We start from the raw sequence: 26,995 nt of genomic DNA, 5'->3' as shown, positions 1-26,995 counted from the left end.
AGGGAGGTCGCAGGCGTGTCCGAAGGTGGCGGTGTGTCCGAGGAGCAGATCGGTCAGCAGGTCAGCCCGGCGCAGGAGGCGGCGGCCGGGGCTGAGCCGACGCCGCAGGCCAGGGAACGGCACGCCGCGCTCAGTCAGGAGTTGACCGAGCACCAGTACCGCTACTACGTGCTGGACACGCCGACCATCCCCGACGCCGATTTCGACAGGCAGTTGCGCGAGCTGGAGGCACTGGAGGAGGAGTTCCCGGCGCTGCGGACGCCCGATTCGCCGACCCAGCGGGTGGGTGGCACGTTCTCCACCGACTTCACCCCGGTCACCCATGCCGAACGGATGCTCTCGCTCGACAACGCCTTCGCCGACGAGGAGTTGGCAGCCTGGGCCGAGCGGGTCGAACGGGACGCGGGCGGTCCGGTGCCCTACCTGTGCGAGCTGAAGGTCGACGGGCTGGCGATCAACCTGACCTACGAGAACGGCCGGCTGGTCCGGGCCGCCACCCGGGGCGACGGGCGCACCGGTGAGGACGTCACGGCAAACGTGCGCAGCATTCGGGACGTGCCCAGCCAGCTCGTCGCGTCCGCCGAATTCCCGGACGTCCCCGAGCTGGTGGAGGTCCGGGGCGAGATCTACTTCCCGATCGCGGCGTTCGCCGATCTCAACGCGGGTCTGGTGGAGCAGGGCAGGGCGCCCTTCGCCAACCCCCGCAACGCCGCCGCCGGCAGCCTGCGACAGAAGGATCCACGGGTCACCGCCACCCGGCCGTTGCGCCTGGTGGTGCACGGCATCGGCGCCCGCCGGGGGTTCCAGCCCACGGCGCAGTCCGAGTCGTACGCGGCACTCAGGTCGTGGGGGTTGCCGACCAGCGACCGGTGGCGGGTCGTCCCGGATCTGGCCGGCGTGGCGGAGTTCATCGCCTACTACGCCGAGCACCGGCACGACGTCGAGCACGAGATCGACGGCGTGGTGGTCAAGGTCGATCCGGTCTCCATCCAGGGCCGGCTCGGGTCGACCAGTCGTGCCCCCCGCTGGGCGATCGCCTTCAAGTACCCGCCGGAGGAGGTCACCACCAAGCTGCTCGACATCGACGTCAACGTGGGGCGCACCGGGCGGGTCACCCCGTTCGCCGTGCTCGAGCCGGTGCGCGTGGCCGGTTCCACAGTCGCGCTCGCGACCCTGCACAACGCACGCGAGGTGGAGCGCAAGGGGGTGCTGATCGGCGACACGGTGGTGCTGCGCAAGGCCGGCGACGTGATCCCCGAGGTGCTCGGCCCGGTGGTGGACCTGCGGCCCGCCGACGCCCGGCCGTTCGTCATGCCGACCAGCTGCCCGGCCTGCGGCACCCCGCTCGCGCCCTCGAAGGAGGGCGACGTGGACATCCGTTGCCCCAACACCCGCAGCTGCCCGGCGCAGTTGCGGGAGCGGGTGTTCCACCTCGCCGGTCGGGGTGGCTTCGACATCGAGGTGCTCGGCTACAAGGGCGCCGCCGCCCTGCTCGATGCGGAGATCATCAGCGACGAGGGCGACCTCTTCCACCTCGACGCCGAGCAGCTGTCCCGGTCGCCGTTCTTCGTCAACAAGGACGGCAGCCTGGGCACCAACGCCACCAAGTTGCTGGACAATCTCGCTGTCGCCCGGGAACGGGACCTGTGGCGGGTGCTGGTGGCGCTCTCCATCCGGCACGTCGGCCCGACCGCTGCCCAGGCGCTCGCCCGGCACTTCCGCTCGATGGACGCCATCGACGCGGCCACCGAGGAGGAGCTGTCCTCCGTCGACGGCGTCGGGCCGACCATCGCCGCCAGCATCCGGGAATGGTTCGCTGTGGACTGGCACCGCGAGGTCGTCCGCAAGTGGGCCGAGGCCGGCGTACGGATGGCGGAGGAGGCCGTCGACGAGGGGCCGCGCCCGCTGGAGGGGTTGACTGTGGTGGTGACCGGCACCCTCGCCGGCTATTCGCGCGACCAGGCCGCCGAGGCCGTGCAGAGCCGGGGCGGCAAGGTCAGCGGGTCGGTCTCCAAGAAGACGAGCTTCGTGGTGGTGGGTGACAACCCCGGGTCGAAGGCCGACAAGGCCGTCAGTCTCAAGGTGCCGGTGCTCGACGAGGACGGGTTCCGGCTCCTGCTGGACGCGGGCCCGGACGCCGCGCGCGAGGTCGCTCAGCTGGGGGACTGACCCGGCCGGTGGCTGGGCGCGGCGACTGGCCGCGTATACCAACTTAATTACGACTACGACCGATTCGTGACTGTCATACCGGGAAACTGGGGGCCGAGGGCGTTTCATTGGGTCACGGCGCGCGCACCGGCACGCCGATGGTCGGTCGGGAGGTGTGGTGGAGGTCGCCGACCCACGCAACTCGCTTCCTGCGGGACGGGTCGCACCGTTCGCCGCCTTCGTCGCCGGCATCCTGGCGGTGGCCGCGCTGACCGCCGCCGTTCCACTCGCGACGCTCCCCGATGAGTTGCCCGACCTGCCGGTGGCGTTCTGGACGATGGCCGCGCTCGCTGTGGTCTGCGACGCGCGTCCGTTCGTGCCACCGGGGCGCCGGCAGACGTCGGCGGTGTTCCCGTCCACCTGCTTCACCTTCGCGATCCTGCTCGGCTGGGGTCTCGGCCCGGCGGTGGTGGTGCAGGCGGTGGGCGTCGTCGTCTCGGGTTGGCGGATGCGGCACGCCGCGTGGCGCACGGCGTTCAACGTCGGCCAGTACGCGTGTGCCCTCGCCGCCGCGTACGGGGTGATCCAGCTCGGCTCGGGCACCATCTTCTCCGGCGGGCGCTTGCACTGGACCGACGTGGCCGCCGTCGGGGGCGCCGCGTTGGCCTGGTTCGTCGTCAACTACGGGTTGGTCAGCTGGGCGGTGCGGCTGCGTTTCGGGGACCGGTGGTGGCCCACCCTCCGCCAGGGCCTCGGCTTCGAGTTGCTCTCCACCGGCTCGCTGCTGCTGCTCGCCCCGGTGCTGGTCGCGGCGGCGCAGATCAGCGCCGCGCTGATCCCGCTGGTGCTGGTGCCGCTCTTCGCCGTCTACCGGATGGCGCGGTTGACCAACGAACAGCAGCAGCTCGCCGCCGCCGACCCGCTGACAGGTCTGCCCAACCGCAAGGCGCTGCTGGCCGAGGTGGCCGAGCAGGTGCACCTGCACGCCGAGCGGACCGCCCGCGGCGAACCCGACGGGCAGCTCGCGCTCCTGCTGATCGACCTGGACCGCTTCAAGAACGTCAACGACGCCCTCGGCCACGCCGTGGGCGACCGGCTGCTGGTCGAGGTGAGCGCCCGGCTGACCGATATGCAGCCCCGACCACAGATGATCGCCCGGCTCGGCGGTGACGAGTTCGCGATCGTGATGACCGGGCTGACCGACGTCGCTCAGGCGCGGGAGTTGGCCGACCGGGTGGTCCAGGCGCTGGCCGAGCCGGTGCCGCTCGACGGGCTGCCGTTGGACGTGGGCGGGTCGATCGGAATCGCCCTCTTCCCCGAGCACGGTGAGGACTTCGCCACCCTGATGCGCCACGCCGACGTGGCGATGTACGACGCCAAGCACCGCAACGACACGGTCTCCGTGTACGCCCCGGAGTCCGACCACAACTCCGCCGAGCGACTCGGCCTCCTCGCCGACCTGCGGCGCGTACTGGAAGCCAGCCCGTCGACCGAGTTGCCGGCAGAGGTCGGAGCGGCAGCCCAGGAGGAGGACACGCAGCCGGACAGCAACGGCCGGCACAGCGGGCCGAGCGACGCCGAGCGGACTGCCGACGTACCCCTTGTCGCGTCGGCGGAGGTGCGCGGCGGTGACGGGGCGGCGCTGCCCACCGGCGCGTCGGCCGAGGGGGCGCTGGCCACCGCGGCGTCGGACCGGTCCGCGCCAGCGGCGGACCCGGCGTCAGCGGTCGCCACAGCACGGCCGGGAGCTGCCCGGTGGTGGGCCCGCCGTCGGCACATCGACACCGACCTGGTGCACTCCGATGAGCTGATCAACCGGATCGCCACCGGAGCAGACCCGATCCGGGGCCGCAACGCCCGTGCCACTGTCGCCGGCACCCGTTCCGGCTCGGCCCGGGAGCGGCGCGCCGGGGGCGGGATCGGCCGGCGGTCCCCGAACGGGAGCGCGCTGGGCAGGGGTCGCACCGGGGCGCGGCGGGACGTCGGGCCGGGTACGCCCGGGCAGCCGCTCGAACCGACCGGGTGGGCACACGCGGACGAGGAGCCGGCCGACGACGCCGGGGAAATCACCATGTACTACCAGCCGCAGATCGCCATCGCGACCGGCGAGGTGGTCGGCGTCGAGGCGCTGCTGCGGTGGCGGCACCCCCGTCGGGGCATGGTCGACCCGGAGGAACTGATCCGGGTCGCCGAGCAGAGCGCCGTGATGCGACTGCTCACCCGTCGTGTCGTCGACGACGTGGTGGAGCAGCTCGCCAAGTGGTCGGCGGCCGGCATCGGCCTGCGTGCGGCGCTGAACGTGAGCGTCCGTGACCTGCACACCGGCGAGATCGCCGACCAGATCGCCGACCGGCTGGCCCGCTACGGGGTGCCGGCCGAGCGGCTTCAGGTCGAGATCACTGAGGGTGCGTTGATGGCCGACCCGCGTCGGGTGCTGGCCACCATCTCCCGGCTGCACCGGATCGGGGTGGCCATCGCGCTCGACGACTTCGGCACCGGCTACTCCTCGCTCCAGCACCTGCGCCGGTTGCCGCTGTCCGAGGTGAAGGTGGACAGGTCGTTCGTCCTCGGCATGGCCGACGACACCGACGACGCGGCGATCGTCCGGTCGATGATCGAGCTGGCCGGCGCGCTGGGGCTGCGCGTGGTGGCCGAGGGTGTCGAGGACGAACGAACCTGGCGGATGCTGCACGCCGCCGGCTGCGACGCCGCGCAGGGCTGGTTCTACGCCCGGCCGATGCCGGCCGAGGAGTTGGTCACCTGGCTGACCCGGTACCGGCCGGTCCGGCCGACCGGCGGGCACCCGCAGCCGGATGCCGCTCGCCGCCCCACCCGTTGACCCGGCGCGAGTGCCGCTGGAGGGGGAGTCGGGGACGCGGCACCGGAGCGGAACAATAGACTCGCTCCGGTCACCGCGTGTCACGCTCCACCTGTCGCGCGGCCGGCACACCGCCCGACCAGCAGGAATTCAGAAGGGGGCACGGATGGCCGCCATCTCCCGCGAGGAGGTCGCGCACCTGGCGCGCCTGTCGCGGCTCGCCGTCACCGAGGAGGAGCTGGACACGTTCGCCGGCCAGCTCGACGTGATCCTCCAGGCGGTCGCCCAGGTCGGCGAGGTCGCCGCCGCGGACATCCCGCCGACCTCGCACTCGGTGCCGCTGACGAACGTCTTCCGCGAGGACGTCGTCACGCCGTGCCTGACCCCGGAGGAAGCGCTGTCGGGCGCGCCCGACGCCGAGGACCAGCGGTTCCGCGTACCGCGGATCCTGACCGAGGATGTGGCCTCATGAGCGAGCGGCAGCGAGCGAATCAGCAGTCCAGCGCCGTGGTGCCTCATGGCGTCGCGGAGCGAAGCGGAGTGACGGCATGAGCGACTTGATCAGCATGACCGCGACGGAGATCGCGGCCCTGGTCGCCGGGGGCGAGACCTCGGCCGTCGAGGTGACCCAGGCGCACCTGGATCGGATCGCCGCGGTCGACGACCGGGTGCACGCCTTCCTGCACGTCGACACCGAGGGCGCGCTCGCCGCTGCCCGCGCGGTGGACGAGCGCCGGGCCGCCGGCGAGGAGTTGGGCCCGCTCGCGGGTGTGCCGGTCGCGGTCAAGGACGTGCTCGCCACCCGGGGCATCCCGACCACCGTGGGGTCGAAGATCCTGGAGGGCTGGCGCCCGCCGTACGACGCGACGATCGTGCAGCGGCTGCGGGAGGCCGGCACGGTGATGCTCGGCAAGACCAACATGGACGAGTTCGCGATGGGCTCGTCCACCGAGTACTCGGCGTACGGCCCGACGCACAACCCGTGGGACCTGAGCCGGATCCCCGGTGGTTCGGGTGGTGGCAGCGCTGCCGCGTTGGCCGCGTACGAGGCGCCGCTGGCGATCGGCTCGGACACCGGCGGCTCGATCCGTCAGCCCGGCGCGGTCACCGGCACCGTGGGCGCGAAGCCCACCTACGGCGGCACGTCCCGGTACGGGCTGGTGGCCTTCTCCTCGTCGCTGGACACCCCGGGCCCGTGTGCCCGCAACGTGCTCGACGCGGCCCTGCTGCACCAGGTGATCGGCGGGCACGACCCGCGCGACTCCACCTCCATCCCGCAGCCGGTGCCGGACGTGGTGGCGGCGGCGAAGCTCGGCGCCACGGGTGACCTGACCGGTGTGCGGCTGGGCATCGTGAGCGAGTTCGTGGGCGAGGGTGCCGAGCCGGGCGTGATGGCCGCGTTCCGTGAGTCGGTGGACGCCCTGACCAAGATGGGCGCCGAGGTCGTCGAGGTGTCCTGCCCGACGTTCGCGTACGCCCTGCCGGCGTACTACCTGATCGCCCCGAGCGAGTGTTCCTCCAACCTGGCCCGGTTCGACGGTGTCCGGTTCGGCCTGCGGGTCGGCGACGACGGCAACCGGTCGCTGGAGGAGGTCATGTCGCTGACCCGCGAGGCCGGCTTCGGCCCGGAGGTCAAGCGCCGGATCATGATCGGCACGTACGCGCTGTCGTCGGGTTACTACGACGCGTACTACGGGCAGGCGCAGAAGGTCCGGACGCTGATCACCCGGGACTTCACTGCCGCGTTCGAGCGGGTCGACGCGCTGATCTCGCCGACCACCCCGTCGGTGGCGTTCCCGATGGGTGCGCGGACCGCCGACCCGTACCAGATGTACCTGGCCGACCTTTACACGATTCCGACGAACCTGTACGGCGGGCCGGGCATCTCGGTGCCGTGTGGGCTCTCCGAGGGGCTGCCGGTCGGTCTGCAGGTGATGGCCCCGACGATGGCCGACGACCGGATGTACCGGGTCGCCGCCGCGTTGGAGTCGGCGATCGGCACGTTCACCCCGCCGGCGCTCTGAGGGCGGGCGGGATGCTGACGCGGATCGAGATCGACGGATTCAAGTCTTTCCGTGATTTTTCGTTGGACATCCCGCCCTTCCTTGTGATCATCGGACGGAATGCGGCAGGCAAGTCAAACCTGTTCGACGCCATCCAGTTCCTCGGTCGACTGGCCGGCGACCCGGTCCTCGAAGCCGCTCAACACATGCGTGGCGACATCGTGGACCTCTTTCACAAGCACACCGACGGATCCTCGGTCGAGGTGATGTCGTTCGCCGTGGAAGTGCTGCTGGACAGATCGGTCACCGACGCGTTCGGCGACACGGCCGAAGTCAATCATTCGCGACTTCGCTACGAGTTGACGCTTGAACTCAGGTCGACCGGTCACAGCGGGACGCAGCGGCCGTATGTCGTCCGTGAGGCGGTTCGGAGAATCCGGCGGGCCGACGACACCTGGGTCGCCCGGTTCGACGCCGAGCAGCGTAAGCGGTTGGCGGCCTACCGCACCGGTGCCGATCCGTTGGAGACGGAGCAGGACGAGCAGAACCGGGCTGTCTTCAGCATCAGGCAGCAGGGCAATCAGGGGCGTAAGCGTCGCCTTCCCGCGACGGCTGCCACTGCAACCGTTCTGTCCAGCCTGACCACGGCGACAGACTTCCCGCTGCTGTACGCGCTCAAGCGAGAGATGCAGTCGTGGCGTCTCCTGCACCTGGATCCCAGCGCGCTGCGCGCCCCTGATTCCTACGATGACCCCGACGGCCTCGCCGCTAATGGAGGTCACCTGGCCAATACGCTGCGGCGGTTGGCGGATGAGACCGGCAGTGACGACAGGCCGGAAGGGGCGCTGAACGACCTGTCCGCCGACTTGGCCGCCGTCATCCCGGGTGTCATCCGGGTTCGCCTCGCTGAGGATGAAGCCCGCCGGCAGCGGCAGGTGGAAGTGCTGACCCGAGAGGAGGCGCCGTTCTCAGCCAGGGTGGCCTCGGACGGCACCCTCCGGGCGATCGCCCTCCTGGCGGCACTGTACGACCCGAGGGGCGCCGGTCTCATCTGTTTCGAAGAGCCAGAGAACGGCATCTTTCCGCAACGGCTGGCGCAATTCGTCAGGTACCTCCGGAACCTCGTCGATCGGGCCATCGACGCGAGAACCGAGGGCGCTGCTCTGACCCAGCTCATCCTGAGCAGTCACTCGCCGGCGATCCTGCGGGCGTTGGAACCCGCCCAGGCCCGGACGCGAACCGACGCCGTCTTCATGGACGTTGTCAGTCGCGTCCAACGCGGCCAGGCCCGTAGTCGGGTCAGTCGGTGGAGATCGATTGCCGGGGCTCAGCAGCTTACGATCGACGACGAATTTGATGTCGGAAGCGTGGTGAGCCCGAGGGAGATTGCTGAGTTTGAGGTCATGGCGGAGTTGGACAACTGATGCGTTATCTGACCTCCGCGTTGGTCTCCGAGGGCGTCACCGATGATCAGTTTCTTCCCAGGTTGCTTGCCAGGGCGTTGACCGAGATCTGCTTGACCGAATTTGAGGACGCGGTCGAGGTGGCTGACATCCAGCCGTTACGCGACCGGAAAGGCCCGTGCTCGATCGCTGATGTCATCGGGCTCGTCGAGCAGAATCCGGCAAGCTTCTCCCTGATCTTCTTTCATCATGATCAGGGCGCCAACGCCGAGCGGACTGCCGCGGAGTGGCTGCGACCGCTGCGTGAGGCGTGGGGGGAGCGTGCGGAGCAACTGGTAGCAGTGGTTCCGGTGCGCGAGACGGAGGCGTGGCTTCTCGCGGATGGTGATGCACTGCGAAGTGCTCTCGGCGTCAGGTGGACCGATGCCGAGATGGGGCTTCCTGCGCAGCCGCGACTGGTGGAGCGAGTGGCCGATCCCAAGAGCGCGCTCAACAGCGTGATGGGCCGGGTGAGCCGCTCAACCACGGACCACTACGGCCAACTTGGCGAGTTGGTCTCGCTGGCTCGTCTTCAGGGGGTGCCCGCGTACCAACAGTGGTGGAGTGACACATGCGATGCGCTGGTGCGCTTGGGTTACCGCTCGGCGTAACCTCAGGTCGGGCCGGCGAGGTAGCGGCGGGCCCGTTGGGTGGTGCGCCAGTGCTGGTAGAGCAGCACCGCCCAGAACAGCGCGGCCAGCGCGGCCGTCCAGCGGGTGGACGTCCGGTCGGTGCTGATGGCGTTCAGCGTCTGCAACGCCATGACCGCACCGAGGGCCCAGAACACCCACCGTCGACGTACCTGCTGCTCGGCCTCCTTGCGGGCCAGCGCGTCGATTCGCGGGTCGGCGGTCGACCCGTCGCGCAGTGCCGCCTTCACCCGTCGGCGGCTGGCCGGGTCGGCGCCGTCGGACAGGGAAGAGTTTCTCGTCATCCACGCGTTGATCAGCAGGATGACGGCGACGCCCAACGCCGCTGTCACCAGCAGGAACAGCAGCTGGATCAGCGAGTCGCCTGCGTCCCGTTTCCCGTCGGAGATCAGCATCCCGATGGCGAACGTTGCGGGGACGGTGGCCGCCAACAGCACGACCGCGGCCCTGGTCATCCGGCTTGAGCGCCGTCGGGCCTCCGTGGCTGGTCGGGCCGGCACTCCTGACTCTCTCCCCGTATTCGTCATCGCCGTTCCCTACCCCGCCGTCGACGACGCCACGCGCCCCTGACGAAACCCGCCCGAGGATTGATCGGACAACCCCATTAGGCTGGACAGGTTCTGTCCGGATCGCGCCTGGAGCGTCTCATGACCACGACACTGCCCGCGTACGACGAGGTCGTTGCGCGCTTCGAACCGGTGATCGGCCTGGAGACCCACGTCGAGCTGGGCACGAACACCAAGATGTGGTGCGGTTGCCCGACCGACTTCGGCGGCGAGCCGAACACCCGGGTCTGCCCGGTGTGCCTGGGCCTGCCCGGGTCGCTGCCGGTGGCCAACAAGGCGGCCATCGAGGCGATCATCCGGATCGGCCTGGCGTTGAACTGCTCGATCGCCGAGTGGTGCCGGTTCGCCCGGAAGAACTACTTCTACCCGGACATGCCGAAGAACTTCCAGATCAGCCAGTACGACGAGCCGATCTGCGTCGACGGTTACCTGGACGTCGAGGTGGGCGGCGAGACGGTGCGGATCGAGATCGAGCGGGTGCACCTCGAGGAGGACACCGGCAAGACGCTGCACGTCGGCGGCGCCACCGGCCGCATCCACGGGGCGACGGAGTCGCTCGTCGACTACAACCGGGCCGGCATTCCGCTGGTCGAGATCGTCACCAAGCCGATCACGGGCACCGGTGCGCTCGCCCCCGAGGTGGCCAAGGCGTACGTCGCCGAGCTGCGGGACGTGATCCGCACCCTGGGCGTCTCCGACGTGCGGATGGAGGAGGGGTCGCTGCGGTGCGACGTGAACACCTCGCTCAACCTGCCGGGCGCGGAGTGGGGCACCCGTACCGAGACGAAGAACGTCAACTCGCTGCGGTCGGTGGAGCGGGCGGTCCGTTCGGAGATGCTGCGGCAGGCGTCGGTGCTGGACGCGGGCGGCCGGATCACCCAGGAGACGCGTCACTTCCACGAGGACACCGGTGACACCACCCCGGGTCGCTCGAAGGAGACGGCCACCGACTACCGGTACTTCCCCGAGCCGGATCTGGTGCCGATCGCCCCGGACCCGGCCTGGGTCGCCGAGCTGAAGGCCGCTCTGCCGGAGCTGCCCCGGGTGCACCGGCGTCGCCTTCAGGAGCAGTGGGGCCTTTCCGACCTGGACATGCAGTCGGTGTTGAACGCTGGCGCGGTCGAGCTGATCGAGGCCACCGTGGCTGCCGGCACCACCCCGGCGGCGGCCCGCAAGTGGTGGCTGGGTGAGCTGTCCCGCCGGGCCAACGAGAGCGGTGTGGAGCTGGCCGAGATCGGTGCCACCCCCGCCCAGGTCGCCGAGCTTCAGGGTCTGGTCGACGCCGGCAAGCTGAACGACAAGATGGCCCGCACGGTGTTGGAGGGCGTGGTCGACGGCGAGGGTTCGCCCACCGAGATCATGACCAGCCGGGGCCTGGAGGTCGTGTCGGACACCGGCGCGCTCACCGCCGCCGTTGACGAGGCGATCGCCGCGAACCCCGGCATCGCCGACAAGATCCGCAGCGGCAAGGTCGCGGCGGTCGGCGCGCTGGTCGGCGCGGTCATGAAGACCACCCGTGGTCAGGCCGACGCGAAGACCCTGCGCGAGCTGATCCTGCAGCGCCTCGGCGTCCAAGACTGACCCGACGCCCCAGCGTCGATCATGAGGTTGACGGCGGTTCGAAGATCGACAACCGCGGTCAACCTCATGATCAACGTGTACCGCACCCCTCGCGAGGGCGTCAACGGCGACGCCTGGATGGAGTTACCGTGGCCCGGCACGACCTTGATGTTCTCGACGAGATCCAGCGGCGGGTGCTCTGGCTCGCCACCCGGATCGTGGACGCCGCCAATCATGACCGGGCCACCGGCGACGGTGTGAAGGTCGGCGGCCATCAGGCGTCCAGCGCCTCGCTGGTCACGGCGATGACAGCGCTCTGGTTCGCGCACCTGGACGCCGAGGACCGGGTCGCCGTGAAGCCGCACGCGTCTCCGGTGTTCCACGCCATCCAGTACCTGCTCGGCAACCTGGACCGCTCCTACCTTCCCCGGCTGCGGGCCCGCGGCGGCCTCCAGTCGTACCCGTCGCGCACCAAGGACCCGGACGCTGTGGACTTCTCCACCGGGTCGGTGGGCCTGGGGGCTGCCGCGCCGCTCTTCGCCGCCGCCACCCGGCGGTACGTCGACGCGCACTTCGGGGCCCGCCCGCACTCCCGGTTCGTGGCGCTGATCGGCGACGCCGAGCTGGACGAGGGAAACATCTGGGAGGCGGTGGCCGACCCGGCGACCACCGGGCTGGGCAACGTCATGTGGCTCGTCGACTTCAACCGTCAGTCGCTGGACCGGGTGGTCCCCGGCATCCGGATCAACCAGTGGCGGGGCCAGTTCGAGGCGGCCGGCTGGCACGTCGTGGAGGTCAAGTACGGCCGTAAGCTCGCCGAGGCGTATGCCCGGCCGGGCGGTGAGGCGCTGCGCGACTGGATCGACGCGATGCCCAACGAGCAGTACCAGTCGCTGTTCGGGCTGGTCGGGCCGGCCCTGCGCAAGCAGTTCCTGGACGGCGCGCCGGCCGGGATCGCCGAGTTGATCGCCGGCATCGACGACGAGGACCTCGGCCCGCTCGTCACCGACCTGGGCGGGCACGACCTTCAGGCGATGCTCGACGCGTACGCCCAGTGCGACGCGGTCACCGACCGGCCCAGCGTCGTCTTCGCGTACACGGTGAAGGGTTGGGGGTTGCCCATCGCCGGCAACCCGCGCAACCATTCCGCGTTGCTCAGCTCGGAGCAGGTCGACACGCTGCGCGCCGCGCAGGGGTTGACCGCCGAGACCGAGTGGGACCGCCTCGACCCGGCGTCACCCGCCGGGATCCAGGCCGGCGCCCGCCGGGAGGCGCTGTCCCGTGCGCCGCGCGAGCGTGCGCTGGGGGTCACCGTTCCGGAAAGCACAGGAGTACGCGCGACCAAGCCGATCTCCACCCAGGAGGTCTTCGGTCGGGTGCTGGTGGACCTGGCGCGCGACCGGGAGGTGGGCCGCTACCTGGTCACCACAGCCCCGGACGTGGCCACCTCCACCAACCTCGCCGGGTTCATCAACAAGACCGGGGTGTTCGCCCCCACCGAGCAGCGTTCCTGGACCGAGGACCGGATGCTGCGCTGGACGGAGAGCCCCGCTGGGCAGCACATCGAGCTGGGCATCTCGGAGATGAACCTGTTCCTGCTGCTCGGTCAGCTCGGGCTGTCCTGGGACCTGTCCGGGCAGCCGCTGCTACCGGTGGGCACCGTCTACGACCCGTTCGTGCTGCGCGGCCTGGACGCGTTCCTGTACGGCACGTACTCCGGCTCCCGGTTCGTGGTGGCCGGCACCCCGTCGGGCATCACCCTCGCCCCGGAGGGCGGCGCCCACCAGTCCACGATCACCGCGTCGGTCGGCCTGGAGCTGCCCGGGGTGACCTTCATCGAGCCGGCGTACGCGGCCACCCTCGACTGGCTGCTCTGCGACGCGCTCGGTCAGATCGCCGGTGGGTCGGCTCCGGCCGCCACCGCCGCACCCGCCGAGGACGGTGCGTACTACTTCCGGTTGAGCACCCGACCGCTGGACCAGGCGCCGTTCGAGGCGGCCCGGGCGCGGCTCGGCGACGCGGTGCTGCGCCGGCAGGTCGTCGCCGGGGCGTACCGGCTGGTCGACGCGCACCAGGCGTACCCGCACCTGGTCGACGCCCCGGTGGTGCAGCTGGCCGCCTCCGGCGCGGTGCTGCCCGAGGTGCTCGCCGCCGCTGCGGAGCTGGCCGACGAGGGCGTCGCCGCGCACGTGGTGGACGTGACCTCGCTGGACCGGCTCTACCGGGCCTGGCAGCGCACCCTTCGCCAGGGCGTGCGGACGGCCACGGTGCCCAGCGTTCCGGGCGCGTTGCGGTCCGCGTTCGCCGATCGGGTGCCGGTGGTGTCGGTGCACGACGCCGCGTCGCACGCGATGGCCTGGCTCGGTTCGGCGGTCGGCGCACCGGCGGTGCCGCTCGGTGTGGACGAGTTCGGCCAGTCCGGCAGCGTCGCCGAGCTGTACGAACTGCACGACCTGCTGCCCGGCAGCATCGTCAACGCCGCCCTGGCCGCCATCGCCCTGCGCTGACCCGCCGGCCCGCCGGCGGGCGGCGGCGTCGGCTCAGCCGGTCGGGGTGGGCGCGGGTGTGGCGGGGACGCCGCCGCTCAGCGTCGGTGTCGGCGTGGGTGTGGCGGGGACGCCGGCGGTCGGGTTCTCCACCAGGCGTCGTTCCAGGTTGACCTGGGCCTGCCCGGTGCCGCCGACGGTGATGGTGTCGTACGCCTGGAGCAGCTTCTGCTGGTCGAAGTAGAGCACGCTCATCGACAGCGGGGTGGGCTTCTCGCCCTCCAGGCCGCGCAGCCCGGCACCGCCGGTGGAGCCCTCCACCATCAGCGTGGTGGGCTGCTGCCCGGGCGCCTGCGGCAGCTCGGAGACCTGCCGGGAGTGGGTGTGCCCGGCCAGCACCAACGGGCACGTGCCAGCGAGCGGCCCGGCCGACGCCGGGTCGTGCACCAGCGCGATGTTGACCGGTCGCGGTGAGCTGCGGACCGTCGCGGCGAGCTGGTTGCCGGCCGCGATCACCTGGTCGGCCACCTGCTGGGTCAACCCGCTGCCGGCCGGGGAGGTGTTCTTGTCCGGGGTGAAGCGCGGGTCGCCGATGCCGGCGATGGTCAGCCCGGCGACAGTCGTCGTCGTGTTGTTCAGCACGATCGCGTTCGGCTGACGGGCCACCGCGGCGGCGGTCTTGCCGGAGTCGTGGTTGCCACGGATGAAGACGTACGGCTTCTTCAGCAGGCCGATCGAGGCCACGAAGGAGGCTTCCGGTTCGCTGCCCCAGTCGGTGATGTCCCCGGTGTCGATCACCACGTCGATGCCGAACTGCTCCACGACCGTTCGGATCAGCTGCCAGCCGGTCGGGTTGAGGTGCATGTCGGAGACGTGCAGCACCCGGGTGGTGCCCGGGGTCGGCTCCAACAGCGGAAGCGCCGACACAGTCGTGTAGAGCTGGCTGACGTTGCCGACCAGGCGCTGCAACTGCTCCGCGTACTTGGTGTAGTCGTTGGCGATCCGGCGGGCGTCACCGACGATGGCCGGCGCGTTGACCAGCAGCCCCTCGTAGCGCGGTTCCTCGATGGCCTGCGGGCGAAGGGTGGCCGCCGCCGTGCCGAGGCTGCTGGCGGTGACCAGCAGCGCCAACCCTCCCGCCCAGGCGGTCCGCCGGACGTCGCGGAAGATCAGCCCGGCCAGGATCAACGTGACGAGCACCGACGCGCCGAGGGTACGCAGACCGAGGCGCATCACCCCGGAGCGGACGTCCTCCACCGCGCTCTGGCTGGCCCGGCTGATGCTGGCGGGGTCGTCGATCAGCGCCTCGGTGCGCCCCTGGTCGAGGGCCCCCAGCCGGACGGTGAGATGGGTCGGCCCGTCGTGGCTGTCGAGCAGCAGCGCGCCGAGCGGCGGGATGTCGACGGTGGTGCCGCCGTCCCGGGCGGGGGAGATGCTGAGATTGGCCCGGAACGGGCCGATGTCGGTGCTCACCTGGCCACCGGCCAGCACCCCGAGCACCGCCCCGGCCAAGGCCACGGCGAGGACGGCGACGATCAGCCCGAGGCGACGCAGCGGGCCGGCCGCTCCGACCCACCAACCGGTCGGGCGCGGCCGATCGTCGCCGGTCACCGGGTCGTCCCGGTCATCGGCGTCGTCCTGCCGCTCGTCGCGTTGCCCGTCCATGCTTGAGATTCTGACCTGCCCGTCGGAAGATCTTGGCAAACCTGAACGGATGGTGACGCAATCAGCTGCGTCCGCCGTCACCACCCGCGAAGACCACCCGCAGGAGCCGGTCGTCGTCGCCCGCCGGGTCGCCCCGGCCGTCGTGGTTGGAGGTGCTCACCCAGAGCGACCCGTCCGGTGCCGCGGCCACCGCACGCAGCCGACCGTAGCGGTTGGTGAGCAGCTCACTGGGCTTTCCGAGCAGGGTGCCGGTGTCGGTCAGCTCCATCACCCAGAGGCGCTTGCCGCGCAGACAGCCGGTGACCAGCAGCCGGTCCGTGGCGGCCAGACCGGAGCAGGACGCGTCCGACGTCGCCCACTGCACGATCGGGTCGGTGAACCGCTTGTCGCCGGCCTGGCCCTCGACCTCCGGCCAGCCGTAGTTGCCGCCCTTGGTGATCTGGTTGATCTCGTCCCAGGTGTTCTGGCCGAACTCGACGGCGTACATCCGCTTCGCGGCGTCCCAGGCGAAACCCTGGACGTTGCGGTGCCCCAGGGACCAGACCGGGGAGTTGGGGTACGGATTGCCGGCGGCGGGCTTGCCGTCCGGGGTGATTCGCAGGATCTTGCCGCCGAGGCTCTTCACGTCCTGCGAGAGGGGGCGCTGGCCGGCGTCACCGGTGCTGACGTAGAGCTGCTTGTCCGGGCCGAAGCCGAGCCCTCCGCCGTTGTGCACATTGGCTTTGGGGATGCCGGTGAGGATCGGGGTGGGCTGCCCGCCGAGTTGCAGTCGGGCGACCCGGTTGTCCCGTTCGGCGGTGTAGTAGACGAACACCGTCCGGTCCCGGGCGTAGTCGGGGGAGACGGCGATGCCGAGCAGGCCACCCTCGCCCGCCGCCGCCACGTCGGGGATCGTCTGCACCGGGCGGACCCGCAGCCCGTCCGGCCCGGACTCGGGCCCGACCTGGAGGATCCGGCCGTTGTCCCGTTCGGTGACCAGCGCGCCGCCGTCCGGCAGGAAGGCGATCGCCCACGGCACCCGCAGCCCCTTGGCGAGCACAGTCGCCACCGCCTGCTGGCCGGCGCCACCGGGGCCCGCCGACGCGGACGGGGTGGGCAGGTTGGGCGGTTCGCCGGCCGGGTCGGGCTCCGGCTCACCGAAACTGCAACCGGCGGTGAACAGCAGCGCCGCGCAGGACGCCGCGAGGGCCGCCCGGAGGCGGCGGATGCGAGGGTACGGGGGACGGGCGCTCACCCGGCCCAGGGTAGCCCGCCGCGCGACCCGGCCGGGCCCGTCGAGATGCAACGGATGCCGATGGACCCGCCCGATGAGCCCCGGTGGGCCACTCACCGAGCCCGCAGGGCCAGCAGCGCGGTGTCGTCCTCACGGTGCTGGATCGAGGCGAGCAGCAGGTCGCACAGGTCGTCGAGGGGCAGCTTGTCGGTTTCGGACAGCCGGCCCGCCAACTCGGCCAACCCCTCGTCGATCGAGCGGTCCCGCCGTTCGATCAGCCCGTCGGTGTAGAGCAGCAGGGTGTCGCCGGTGGCCAGGCTGGTGCTGTGGCTGCTCCGCGGCGACGGACGGGCCAGGCCGAGCAGCGGCTCCGGTGTGGCCTGGAGGACCTCGACCGCCCCGCCGAAGCGGACCACCAGGGCCGGCGGGTGCCCCGCGTTGGACCAGGTCATCTCGTGCACGCCGGCGCGCTGCGGACAGATCCGCACCAGCGTCGCGGTGGCGGCGATCGGCAGCCGCAGGCCACGGATCGCGCCGTCCAGGTTGCTCATCAGCGCCCCGACCGCGTCCGGCCGGCCGAAGGCGTCGCCCCGCACCAGGTTGCGCAGCTGGCCCATTGTCGCTGCTGCCTCGATGTCGTGCCCGGCCACGTCCCCGATCGCCGCGATCACGTCGCCGTCGGGCTGCACGAAGGTGTCGTACCAGTCACCGCCCACCTCCACCCGGTCGGCCGCCGGCTGGTAGCGGGCCGCCAGCTCCAGCTCCGCCACCACCGGCAGCCGGGGCAGCATGCTGTGTTGCAGGACCTCGGCGACGTGCCGCTGCTCGCCGTACATCGAGCTGTTGCCGACGGCCTGGCCGGCCCGGCGGCCGATGTCGACTGCGGTGAGCAGGTCGCGGTCGTCGAACGGCTGACGCTGGCCGCCGTTGACGAGCGTGATCGCCCCCAGCACCGTGCCGCCGGCGGCCCGCACCGGCACGCTCAGGTAGGAGGCGATGCCCAGGCGCTGCGCGATGAGTGTCATCTCCGGGTTTGTGCTGCCCCTCGTGACGTCGGCCAGCGACGCCACGCTGCCGAGCCGGGGCTGGCCGGTCCGGAGCACCGCCCGGATGACCGACTCGGCGCTCAGCCCGCTGCCCAGCAGCTCGCCGAACCGGTCGATGTCCGCGGTGCGGGCTGGGTCCCGATGCACCGACACCACCTCGCGGGGCAGGCCGGTCGGCCCGATCAGGGTGAGCAGGCACCAGTCGGCGAGCAGTGGCACCATGGCGGCGGCGAGCCGGCGCAGCGCGATGCCTACGTCCAGGGTGCCGGCCAACGTCTCGCTCACCCCGGCCAGCAGCTCCAGCCGCTCGTTTGCCTGCACGGCCCGCCGCTGCGCCTCCTGTGCGCCGTCGAGCGCGATCCGCAGCCGCAGCTCCGAAGAGCAGGCGGCGGCAAGGTCGGCCAGGGTCCGCAGCTGCGCTGCCGTCCAGGCGCGGGGCTTGCTGTCGATGGCACAGAGCGAGCCGAGCACCCGGCCGGAGAGGTCGGTCAGCGGCATTCCCGCGTACGCGACCACGCCGAGGTCGTCGATGGCCAGGTTGTCCCGGACGCGGGGGTAGAGCCGGGCGTCCGGCAGCACCATCGGGGCCTCGATGTCCACCACGTGCTGGCAGAACGAGTGGCTCAACGGAGTCTGCCGCCGCTGCGACCAGGGGTCGGGCAACCCCACAGCGCCCGGGAAGAACTGTCGGTCGGCGGAGACCAGGGAGACCAACGCGACAGGCACGTCCAACAGGTCGCTGACCAGCCGGGCGAACCTGTCGAACGCCTCGTCCGGGGTGGCGTCGAGCCCGGTGTCGGCGAGCGCGCGCAACCGTTCCGGATCGCCGAGCGCCGCGGGTGGGGCGATCGAACGCCGGTTGGTGGCGGGGGAGCCGTCGGTCATCCTGCACCTGTCTGCCGGGCGGAGGCGGACCGGCCCTCCGACCCTTCGTTATACCTCGCACGGGCTCGTGCCGAACGTCGGTGTGCTGAGTCTCGCCCGTCCCGGCCTCGTGCGCCACAGCCCGGCATACCCGTTCGCCGCCGTGCCCGCACCAGCCGCCGCGTCGGGGACTATCGTCGGCGGACGTGAAGGTATGGATTCCGCACCAGGCCGGCCTGAACCTCCTGGGCGAGCTGCCCGCGAACGTGACGGTGGAGGTCTTCGAGCACACCGACCGGATGCCGTCCGAGCCGGCCGACGTCCGCTTCTGGGTGCCGCCGTTCCTGGGTGGCTCGGACGGGACGGCGGTGCTGCGGGAGCTGCCCGACCTGGCGGTGGTGCAGTTGCTCTCCGCCGGGGCGGACGCCTGGGCCGGCCGGACACCGCCTGCGGTGACGCTCTGCGATGCCCGGGGCGTGCACGACCCGTCCACAGCCGAGTGGGTCGTCACCGCGATCCTCACCCAGCTGCGGGCGTTCCCGGCGTTCGTCCGGGCACAGGCCGAGCGGCGCTGGACGTTCGCGGAGAACACCCCGACCGACGAGCTGACCGGCAAGCGGGTGCTCATCGTCGGGGCTGGCTCGATCGGCGCGGCCGTGCGCGACCGGCTCGCCCCGTTCGACGTGAGCTTCACCCTTGTCGCCAGGACGGCCCGCCCGGAGCAGGGGGTGCACGCCGTCGAGGAGCTGCCCCGGCTGCTGCCCGACGCGGACGTGGTGGTGGTGATCGTGCCGCTCACCGACCAGACCCGTGGCCTGATCGACGAGAAGTTCCTGGCCGCGATGCCCGACGGGGCGCTGCTGGTGAACGCCGCCCGGGGCCCGGTGGCGCACACCGAGGCGCTCGTCGCCGAGCTGGGGACCGGCCGGATCTCGGCGGCGTTGGACGTCACCGACCCGGAGCCGCTGCCCGCCGACTCGCCGCTCTGGGTCATGCCGAACGTGCTTCTCACCCCGCACGTCGGCGGGTCGGTGCGCGGGTTGTTGCCACGGGCCTACCGGCTGGTGGGCGATCAGATCCGCCGGTTCGCCGCCGGGCAACCGCTGATCAACACGGTGGTCGACGGCTACTGACCGGGGGTCTCCGCCGCAGCGTCCGGCAGCGACTGGCCGGTCGCCGCGACCAGTCGGGGCAGATCCGCTCCTCGGACGGCCGGCAGGGTGACCTGGTGGCCGTCGTCGAGCCGGGCCACCGCGCGCCCGCGCTGGTCGGTGGTCAGCTCGAGGACCTGGTTCCAGTCGATCCGACGCTGCCCGACCAGCGCCCGGATGCGCAGCTCCCGCGCGTCGGCGTCGGTGCCGGCCCGCCAGGCCCACACCGCGACGGCGAGTGGGACGAGCAGCACCGGCAGCAGGTAGTCCCGGGCGTTGGCCAGCGGCAGGGCGCCGACGAAGGCGATGATCGCGGCCACCAGGATGGCTTGGTTGTACCGGAAGCGGACCGTGTCGGGCTTACTCACCCTCCGATGATCCCACTCCGGGTTGTTTCGGCTCGCGGCGGGCGGTGCCGGGAGCGTGCGGTACGCCGTACAGTGACACAGGTCGTTGTCTCCACTGAGTGACCGGCAAGTAACCAATTCGGCCGTCCATCGTTGCCAATCGTGGGTAGCGGACTCGCAACGTCCGATGTCCCGCACCGCCGCACCGCCCCCGTGCCCCCTCACGAAGGCGACCGCCGTGCTCCTCGCGTACCCGTTCCGCGTTCTCGTCCCCCGCCGTGCGGCACCGGAGGCCGCCACGTCCGTGGCGGTGGCGCTGCTCCTTCTCGCCGGTTCCGTCGACCTGGTCCCGCCCTCGGTGGTGATCGCGTTGGCCGCCGGCGCCGGCGCCACGCTCGCGGGCCTTCGACTGTCCCGGCTGGCCGCCCGGCGTGGCATCGACCCGACACCGCGTGCGGCGGGGGTGCTGCTCGACGCGGCGGTGGTGGCGGCGGGTCTCACCGCCGTCGTGTTGCCGCTGGCCGGCATCGGGCACGCCGTCGCCGTGCTGATCGGTTCGCTGGTCGTGGCGGCCCTCTCGACGGCCGGTCTGCACCGGCTCCCCGGCCGATCCCGGGCGGCGGCCCCGGTCCGGTTGCGGTGGCTGGTCGAGTCGACCGGCCCGGCCGTCGGTCTGGCTCTCGCCGGCTGGTTGCTGCTGCCCCCCGACAGCCCACCGGCCCCGGTCCGGCTGGTCGCCGCGTTGACGCTCGGCGGGTTGGGCATGGCCGCGTTGAACGCGTTCGCGGGGCCACGACGGCGCTCGGGTGCCGCGGTCTGCCGGGGCGGCGTGCTGCTCACACTGGGCGGGCTGGTGCTGCTGGCCACGCTGCCGGCCGCGCCGGCCGGTCGGGTGGCGCTGCTGGCCGTACCCCCGTTGGTGTTCGGGATGTTGCTCGTCGCCGTCGGCGCGGCGGATGCGGCTGACGACACGGAGCCGGTGGAGCCGGTCGCAGCGGCCTGGCCCCGGTCGGTGCTTCCCGCGGCGGTGCTGCTGCTGGCATCGGGTCTGCACCTGAGCGCCGGCCGCGCACCGGACCAGACGAGCGTGCTGTTGGCTCTGGTGGCGGTGCCGCCCCTGGTGCTGCGCGAGCTGCTGCGCGCCGGGGACGCGTCCAGGTCCGTCCGGCGGGCCGCTCATCGACGACCGGCCGGCCGTTCGCTGCGGCACCGCCGAGCGGTGCCGGCACGCTGGCCGGGCACGCCGGAGCCGCCGCCCGAGCAGGCCCTCGGCGTCCCGGAGGGCGCGGCCACCGCGACGGGCGTCGGCTCCACCTGGTCGCCTGACCACAGTTCCGCGTGGTCGGGGCTCAACCGGCCAGCCGCGTCGGCGGGCGGCACCCCCGGCGACCGGGCCGCCCTGCTGGACGCCCTGGCCGCGATCGGCGACGTTCCGGCGCCGGCCGGTGCGCTGCTGCTCGTTGACCTGCACGGCACCGAGGGGTTCGGCCCGACGGCTAGGGAGGACGTGCTGGCCGAGGCGGTGCACCGGGCCCGCTCGGTCATCGCCCCGGACGATCTGGTCACCGGCTGCACGGCAACCGGCTTCGCTGTGGTCACGGCCGCCGGCCCGGTGCTGGCGTACGCGCTGGGCACCCGACTGTTGAGCGCGCTCGACCCGCCCTACCGGCTGGCCGGTGCGATGCTGCGCGTGCAGACGAGCATCGGGTTGGCCGAGGTGAGCGGCGCCGGGCCGGCGGACGTGCTCCGGCAGGCCGAGCTGGCCCGGCGACGGGCCGTGCAACTGGGCCGGGACCGGGTGGAGTGGTACGACGCGTTCCTGGAGGAACAGCTGGTGCGCCGGCTCGACCTGGAACGCGAGCTGCCCGGTGCGGTGGCGCGCGGGGAGCTGGACCTCGTCTACCAGCCGGTGGTCGACCTGGCCGACGGGCAGCCGGTGGGCGCGGAGGCGCTGCTGCGGTGGCGCAGCCCGGTGCTCGGCACTGTGCTCCCGGCCGAGTTGCTGCCGGTCGCCGAGGACCTGGACCTGGTCGGCGAGTTGGAGTGGTGGGTGCTGGACCGGGCCTGCCGGCAGTTGTCCAACTGGTCGGTGGGCGTCCGGGAGCTGTGGATGGCGGTCAACGTCACCACCAGGGAGCTGACCACTCCCGACTTCGTCCAGCGGCTCGCGGCCGTGCTGGCCGCGTACGGGGTGCCGCCGGAGCGACTGGTGGTGGAGGTGAGCGAGCCGAGGGTCGCCGGTGACCTGTCGACGGTGGTGGCTCGGCTGGCCGGGCTGCGGTCGCTGGGCGTCCGCACCGCGTTGGACGACTTCCGGGCCGAGCACGCCTCGCTGGCCCAGCTTCGCCGCCTGCCGATCGACCTGCTCAAGGTGGGCCCGGAGTTGGTGGGCGCACGGCCGGACGGGCAACCGCCGTTGATCGACGTGGTGGTCAACGTGGGCGAGCGGTTGGGCGTCGAGATCGTCGCCGAGGAGTTGGAGTCGTCGACGGAGGTCGAGGGCGCACGCCGGGGCGGTTGCCGGTACGGGCAGGGGTTCGCGCTGTCCCGGCCGGCGACCGCCGAGCGGGTCGAGGCGTACTTCGAGGAATTTCCCTCAGCGTCCCGCTGAACCGGTTCATCTTCCTCGCGGCGGTGCGGTGCTGCCGCGCGGCGTGAGGCGGGGTGTCTCGTCCTGCACCCGCCCGGCCGGTTGCCCGGCGACGACGGCGAGCAGTTGCCGGGCGGCGTGCGCGCCGTACGCCGGGATGTCCCGGCCCAGCGCGGTCAGCGGCGGGTGCACCAGCCGACACAGCGGCGAGTCGTCCCAGGCCACGATGGACAGGTCGCCGGGCACGGTAAGGCCCATCTCCTGAGCGACGGAGAGCCCGGCGATGGCCATCACGTCGTTGTCGTAGACGACAGCTGTGGGCCGGCCGGCCGAACTCAGCAACCGGCGGGTGGCCCGGCCGCCCTCCTCGCCGGTGTAGTCGGACCAGACGGTGACCGCGTCGACCAGGCCGAGCCGCTGGCAGACCGCCGCGAAGGCGTCGGTGCGGATCTCGGTGTGCCGCAGCTCGGGCAGACCGGCGACCCGGGCGATCCGGCGATGCCCGAGCGCGACCAGGTACTCCACCGTCTCGGTCAGCGCGGCGGCGTCGTCGGACCAGAGACTTGCCAGCTCACCGGTGCCGCCGGGGCCGCCGATCACCACCGCAGGCAGTTGCAGCTGTTCGAGTGCGGGGATGCGACGGTCGTCGGTGCGCAGGTCGCAGACGAGCACCCCGTCCACCCGTCGTTCGCCCCACCAACGCCGGTAGACCGCGATCTCGGCGTCCGGGTCGGCCACCACCTGGAGGGTCAGCGCGTACGAGCGGGCGGAGAGTTCGGCCTCGACGCCACTGATCAGCGCCATGAAGAACGGCTCGACGCCGAGGGTCCGCGCCGGGCGGCACAGGGCCAGGCCGACAGCCCCGGCGGTGGCGGCCGAGAGGGCGCGGGCGGCGCTGCTGCGGCTGAAGCCGATCTCCGTGGCGATGGCGAGGATTCGCTGCCGGGTGGCCTCGGAGACGCCGGGCTGCCCGTTGAGCGCGTACGACACAGCGCCCTTGGACACCCCGGCGCGTTGGGCGACGTCGGCGATGGTCGGCCGCTTCACCGGCGTGCTCCTTCGCTCTCTGGCCGTTGACAGCCCTGATTCCGGACCGTAGCGTGGCTCAGCTTATCCGGTTCAGTTGGCATCTTTCGATGCGGGAAGGTGCGGTGACATCGTGAGTCGACAGGCACTCTACGACGGTTGGACGGTGCGGGCGGCCCCCGGAGCGCAGGTGCCCGAGGAGGTCGCCGGCCGGTCGGTGCCGGCGACAGTGCCGGGCTGCGTGCACACCGATCTGCTCGACGCCGGGCTGATCGGAGACCCGTACCTCGACGACAACGAGTTGGCGCTGGCCTGGATCGGGCGCACCGACTGGGTCTACCAGACCACATTCGTCCACCGGGCGGGCGACGAGGAGCGCGTCGACCTGGTCTGCGCCGGCCTGGACACCGTCGCCACGCTCACCGTCAACGGGGTGGAGGTCGGCCGGACCGCGAACATGCACCGCGGCTACCGGTTCGACGTGCGACCGCTGCTGCGCGACGGCAGCAACGACCTGGTCGTCACGTTCGACTCCGCGTACCGCTACGCCGAGGCACAGCAGGAACGGCTCGGCGACCGGCCGAACGCCTACCCGGAGCCGTTCCACTTCATCCGCAAGATGGCCTGCAACTTCGGCTGGGACTGGGGGCCGACACTGGTCACCGCCGGCATCTGGCAGGAGATCAGCCTGCACTCCTGGTCGACCGCTCGACTGGCCACCGTCCGTCCGCTGGTCACCATGGACGGTCGCGACGGCCGGGTCGAGGTGCACGTCGAGGTCGAGCGGGTCGCGGACGTCCCGCTGACCGTCCGCGCCGCAGTGGCCGGCGTCCGCGCCGAGGTGGTCGTCCCGGCCGGGCAGCGCACGGCCGTGCTCACCCTCACCGTCCGCGAGCCCGCGCTGTGGTGGCCCCGGGGGTACGGCGAGCAGGCCCGCCACCCGATCGCTGTGACACTGCACGCACCGGACGGCGACACAGTGGACAACTGGTCGCACCAGATCGGCTTCCGATCGGTACGGCTCGACACCACCCCCGACGCGCACGGCACCCCGTTCGCGTTGTCGGTCAACGACGTCCCGGTCTTCGTCCGCGGGGTCAACTGGATCCCGGATGACGCGTTCCCCACCCGGATCACCCGCGCCCGGTTGGCCGAGCGCTTCGACCAGGCGGTCGCGGCCAATGTCAACCTGTTGCGGGTCTGGGGCGGCGGCCGGTACGAGTCGGCGGACTTCTACGACCTCGCCGACGAGCGCGGCCTGCTCGTCCAGCAGGACTTCCTCTTCGCCTGCGCCGCGTACCCGGAGGAGGAGCCGTTCGGCACCGAGGTCGCCGCCGAGGCCGTCGAGCAGGTGACCCGGCTCGCGCCGTACCCGTCGCTGGTGCTCTGGACCGGCAACAACGAGAACATCTGGGGCTGGCACGATTGGGACTGGCAGCAGGCCCTCGCCGGGCGCACCTGGGGGCGCGGCTACTACCTCGACGTGCTGCCCCGGATCGTCGGCGAGCTGGACCCGACCCGCCCGTACTGGCCGGGCAGCCCCTGGTCGGGCAGCGAGGCGCTCCACCCCAACGACCCGGCGCACGGCACCACCCACATCTGGGACGTGTGGAACACCGACGACTACACCAGATACCGGGAGTACGTCCCGCGCTTCGTCGCCGAATTCGGCTACCAGGCCCCACCGGCGTACGCGACGCTGCGCCGCGCGTTGAGCGACGAACCCCTGGCCCACGACTCACCGGGCATGGCGCACCACCAGAAGGCGGCCGGCGGTGACGCCAAGCTCCAGCGGGGCCTCGACGCGCACCTGCCCACCCCGGCGGACTTCGACGACTGGCACTACCTGACACAGCTCAACCAGGCCCGGGCGATCCAGCTCGGGGTGGAGCACTTCCGCTCCCACCGGGACGTCTGCGCCGGCACCATCGTCTGGCAGCTCAACGACTGCTGGCCGGTCACCTCCTGGTCGGCCGTCGACGGCGACGGCCGCCGCAAACCCCTGTGGTACGCGCTGCGCCGCGCGTACGCCGACCGGCTGCTCACCGTGCAACCCCGTGACGGCGGCCTGGCCCTGGTAGCGGTCAACGAGACCGCCGAGGCGTGGGCCGTACCGGCCGCGGTCACCCGGTTCACGCTCACCGGGGAGCCGAGGGCGAAGACCTCGGTCGACCTCGACGTCCCGGCGTACTCCTCGGTGGTGCTGCCGTTGCCGGCGGACCTGGCGCGGCCGGAGGATGCCCGGCGCGAGTTGCTGGTCGCGGAGTCCGGTGGCACCGCGGAGCGCGCCCTGTGGTTCTTCGCCGAGGACCGGGAGGTGGACTGGCCGGCGGCGGCCTGGGACGCGACGGTCGAGCCGGTCGACGGTGGGCAGCGGGTCCGGGTCACGGCCCGCACCGTGCTGCGCGACCTGACGCTGTTCGCGGACCGGCTGGACCCGTCCGCCGAGGTCGACGAGGCACTGGTCACCCTGCTGCCCGGCGAGTCGACGACCTTCACCGTCCACGCCGACACCCCGCTGGACGCCGCAGCTCTCGCCGCCCGCCCGGTGCTGCGCTGCGTCAACGACGTGACGTCGAGTTAGCACGCCACGATCGCGCTCGATCCAGGAAGTAGTGGTCTCCGTCGACAGGGGAGGCCACTACTTCCGTGTTCGAGCACGTTCGACTGCAACCCCCGGCTGCCGGCGAGCGCATCCGTCAGGGCAGTATTACCGGTTCGTGGCCGCTGGTGACAGCGCGGCCGACAGCGACGAAGCCGGTCGCGCGGTACCCCGGGAGCACAAATGATCACGGAACTCGTCCGAGATGCGGCGGCGACGGCCTTCGTCTTCGGGTTCTTCGCCTCCAGTTGGTTCGGCTGGGCTCAGGAAGCGCCTCCGAGGTCCTGGCGGCCCGTGCTCATCGCCGGTTCGGTTCTCGCACTGCTCACGGCTACCGCCGGGGGCCTCCTCGCCTGGAGGCACTGGTCGGACGGAACAGCGTTCGACGACGACACCAGCCGGACCTTCGGCATCGTCGTCGGGATCGAGTTCGGGGTTGCCGCCGTCGGTGCCGGGGTGCTCGCCCTGCTACGGCGCCGTGAGCTGACCGCCCCCTGGGTGGCCCTTGTCGTGGGCCTGCACCTCTTCCCGGTGGCGGCGCTGATGGACTACCCACTGATCCATGTGGTCGCAGCGCTGGTCACCGTGGTGGCGCTCGCAGCCGTGCCGGTGGCCCGGGCCCGCGCCCTGGCGGTGAGTGCGGTGGTCGGGCTCGGCACCGGCGTCGTGCTCGTGGTCGCCGCGGTGTCCTCGCTGATAATCGCCCTGGTCGCGTACTGAGGTTGGCTGCCGTCAGAGCACGGTGACTTCGTGCGGTGCTGGCCGCCGGAACAGGCACGTGCGGTGGACCTGGAGAACATCTCCTCCAGGTCCACCGC

At 71.9% G+C, this 26,995-nt stretch carries 18 protein-coding genes; 12 read left to right on the top strand and 6 right to left on the bottom strand.

Features of this window, described 5'->3' with window-relative positions; all coding sequences use genetic code 11:
• Positions 1-33 precede the first annotated feature (33 nt).
• The 6 genes from ligA (at position 34) to ABZU43_RS05500 (ending at position 9,022) form a co-directional block, all read left to right on the top strand.
• Positions 34-2,169, top strand: a complete 2,136-nt coding sequence (gene ligA, locus ABZU43_RS05525) for an NAD-dependent DNA ligase LigA (RefSeq protein ID WP_355005346.1) — start codon at positions 34-36, stop codon at positions 2,167-2,169.
• A gap of 157 nt (positions 2,170-2,326) precedes the next feature.
• Positions 2,327-4,987, top strand: coding sequence for a bifunctional diguanylate cyclase/phosphodiesterase (locus ABZU43_RS05520; RefSeq protein WP_355005345.1), 2,661 nt, complete (start codon positions 2,327-2,329; stop codon positions 4,985-4,987).
• A 145-nt stretch (positions 4,988-5,132) separates the two neighbouring features.
• Positions 5,133-5,438 (top strand): Asp-tRNA(Asn)/Glu-tRNA(Gln) amidotransferase subunit GatC, encoded by a 306-nt coding sequence (gatC, locus tag ABZU43_RS05515; protein ID WP_354889995.1) that lies wholly within the window; start codon positions 5,133-5,135, stop codon positions 5,436-5,438.
• Positions 5,439-5,514: 76 nt separating this feature from the next.
• Positions 5,515-6,990: an Asp-tRNA(Asn)/Glu-tRNA(Gln) amidotransferase subunit GatA gene (gene gatA / locus ABZU43_RS05510; protein ID WP_355005344.1), complete on the top strand. Its 1,476-nt coding sequence runs from the start codon at positions 5,515-5,517 to the stop codon at positions 6,988-6,990.
• 11 nt (positions 6,991-7,001) lie between these two features.
• The gene (locus tag ABZU43_RS05505; RefSeq protein WP_355005343.1) at positions 7,002-8,393 is read left to right on the top strand and encodes an AAA family ATPase; all 1,392 of its coding nucleotides are present in this window, start codon (positions 7,002-7,004) and stop codon (positions 8,391-8,393) included.
• The gene (locus tag ABZU43_RS05500; protein ID WP_355005342.1) at positions 8,393-9,022 is read left to right on the top strand and encodes a DUF4276 family protein; all 630 of its coding nucleotides are present in this window, start codon (positions 8,393-8,395) and stop codon (positions 9,020-9,022) included. Before ABZU43_RS05505 ends, ABZU43_RS05500 begins: the two co-directional genes overlap by 1 nt.
• 2 nt (positions 9,023-9,024) lie before the next feature.
• Here the strand turns inward: ABZU43_RS05500 and ABZU43_RS05495 are convergent, their stop codons facing one another.
• The gene (locus ABZU43_RS05495) at positions 9,025-9,516 is read right to left on the bottom strand and encodes a hypothetical protein (protein ID WP_355005341.1); all 492 of its coding nucleotides are present in this window, start codon (positions 9,514-9,516) and stop codon (positions 9,025-9,027) included.
• Between the two features lie 192 nt (positions 9,517-9,708).
• Here ABZU43_RS05495 and gatB point away from each other — a divergent pair, with 192 nt between their 5' ends.
• Both gatB and ABZU43_RS05485 read left to right on the top strand, forming a co-directional pair.
• Positions 9,709-11,208 (top strand): Asp-tRNA(Asn)/Glu-tRNA(Gln) amidotransferase subunit GatB, encoded by a 1,500-nt coding sequence (gatB, locus tag ABZU43_RS05490; protein ID WP_355005340.1) that lies wholly within the window; start codon positions 9,709-9,711, stop codon positions 11,206-11,208.
• A gap of 128 nt (positions 11,209-11,336) precedes the next feature.
• Complete coding sequence (locus tag ABZU43_RS05485) at positions 11,337-13,694, top strand: pyruvate dehydrogenase (protein WP_355005339.1); 2,358 nt, start codon at positions 11,337-11,339, stop codon at positions 13,692-13,694.
• Between the two features lie 33 nt (positions 13,695-13,727).
• On the opposite strand, the gene ABZU43_RS05480 is transcribed toward ABZU43_RS05485, so the two are convergent.
• From ABZU43_RS05480 to ABZU43_RS05470, 3 genes are all read right to left on the bottom strand, one after another.
• A complete protein-coding gene (locus ABZU43_RS05480) occupies positions 13,728-15,338 on the bottom strand; it encodes a metallophosphoesterase (protein WP_355005338.1) in 1,611 nt (536 codons plus the stop codon).
• A gap of 61 nt (positions 15,339-15,399) precedes the next feature.
• On the bottom strand, positions 15,400-16,572 hold the full coding sequence (locus tag ABZU43_RS05475; protein ID WP_355005337.1) for a PQQ-dependent sugar dehydrogenase: 1,173 nt from the start codon (positions 16,570-16,572) through the stop codon (positions 15,400-15,402).
• 92 nt (positions 16,573-16,664) lie between these two features.
• A complete protein-coding gene (locus tag ABZU43_RS05470) occupies positions 16,665-18,482 on the bottom strand; it encodes a SpoIIE family protein phosphatase (protein WP_355005336.1) in 1,818 nt (605 codons plus the stop codon).
• Positions 18,483-18,667: 185 nt separating this feature from the next.
• Here ABZU43_RS05470 and ABZU43_RS05465 point away from each other — a divergent pair, with 185 nt between their 5' ends.
• The gene (locus tag ABZU43_RS05465) at positions 18,668-19,594 is read left to right on the top strand and encodes a 2-hydroxyacid dehydrogenase (protein ID WP_355005335.1); all 927 of its coding nucleotides are present in this window, start codon (positions 18,668-18,670) and stop codon (positions 19,592-19,594) included.
• Here ABZU43_RS05465 and ABZU43_RS05460 read toward each other — a convergent pair.
• Complete coding sequence (locus ABZU43_RS05460) at positions 19,588-19,980, bottom strand: PH domain-containing protein (protein WP_355005334.1); 393 nt, start codon at positions 19,978-19,980, stop codon at positions 19,588-19,590. The two genes, ABZU43_RS05465 and ABZU43_RS05460, sit on opposite strands and share 7 nt — an antisense overlap.
• Before the next feature lie 217 nt (positions 19,981-20,197).
• Here ABZU43_RS05460 and ABZU43_RS05455 point away from each other — a divergent pair, with 217 nt between their 5' ends.
• Positions 20,198-22,570: a GGDEF domain-containing phosphodiesterase gene (locus ABZU43_RS05455; RefSeq protein ID WP_355005333.1), complete on the top strand. Its 2,373-nt coding sequence runs from the start codon at positions 20,198-20,200 to the stop codon at positions 22,568-22,570.
• A 6-nt stretch (positions 22,571-22,576) separates the two neighbouring features.
• On the opposite strand, the gene ABZU43_RS05450 is transcribed toward ABZU43_RS05455, so the two are convergent.
• Positions 22,577-23,596, bottom strand: a complete 1,020-nt coding sequence (locus ABZU43_RS05450; protein WP_355005332.1) for a LacI family DNA-binding transcriptional regulator — start codon at positions 23,594-23,596, stop codon at positions 22,577-22,579.
• 112 nt (positions 23,597-23,708) lie between these two features.
• On the opposite strand from ABZU43_RS05450, the gene ABZU43_RS05445 reads away from it, so the two are divergent.
• Together ABZU43_RS05445 and ABZU43_RS05440 are read left to right on the top strand one after the other, a co-directional pair.
• Positions 23,709-26,159 carry a glycoside hydrolase family 2 protein gene (locus ABZU43_RS05445; protein ID WP_355005331.1) on the top strand — a complete coding sequence of 817 codons (2,451 nt, stop codon included), beginning with the start codon at positions 23,709-23,711 and terminating at the stop codon, positions 26,157-26,159.
• A gap of 201 nt (positions 26,160-26,360) precedes the next feature.
• Positions 26,361-26,897, top strand: coding sequence for a hypothetical protein (locus ABZU43_RS05440; protein WP_355005330.1), 537 nt, complete (start codon positions 26,361-26,363; stop codon positions 26,895-26,897).
• Positions 26,898-26,995: the final 98 nt, after the last annotated feature.

The organism is Micromonospora sp. NPDC005205, assembly GCF_040608275.1.
In the GTDB taxonomy this organism is placed as follows: Bacteria; Actinomycetota; Actinomycetes; order Mycobacteriales; family Micromonosporaceae; genus Micromonospora.
The sequence above is the reverse complement of the archived record's forward strand: the minus strand, read 5'-3'. Positions and strand labels throughout refer to the sequence as shown.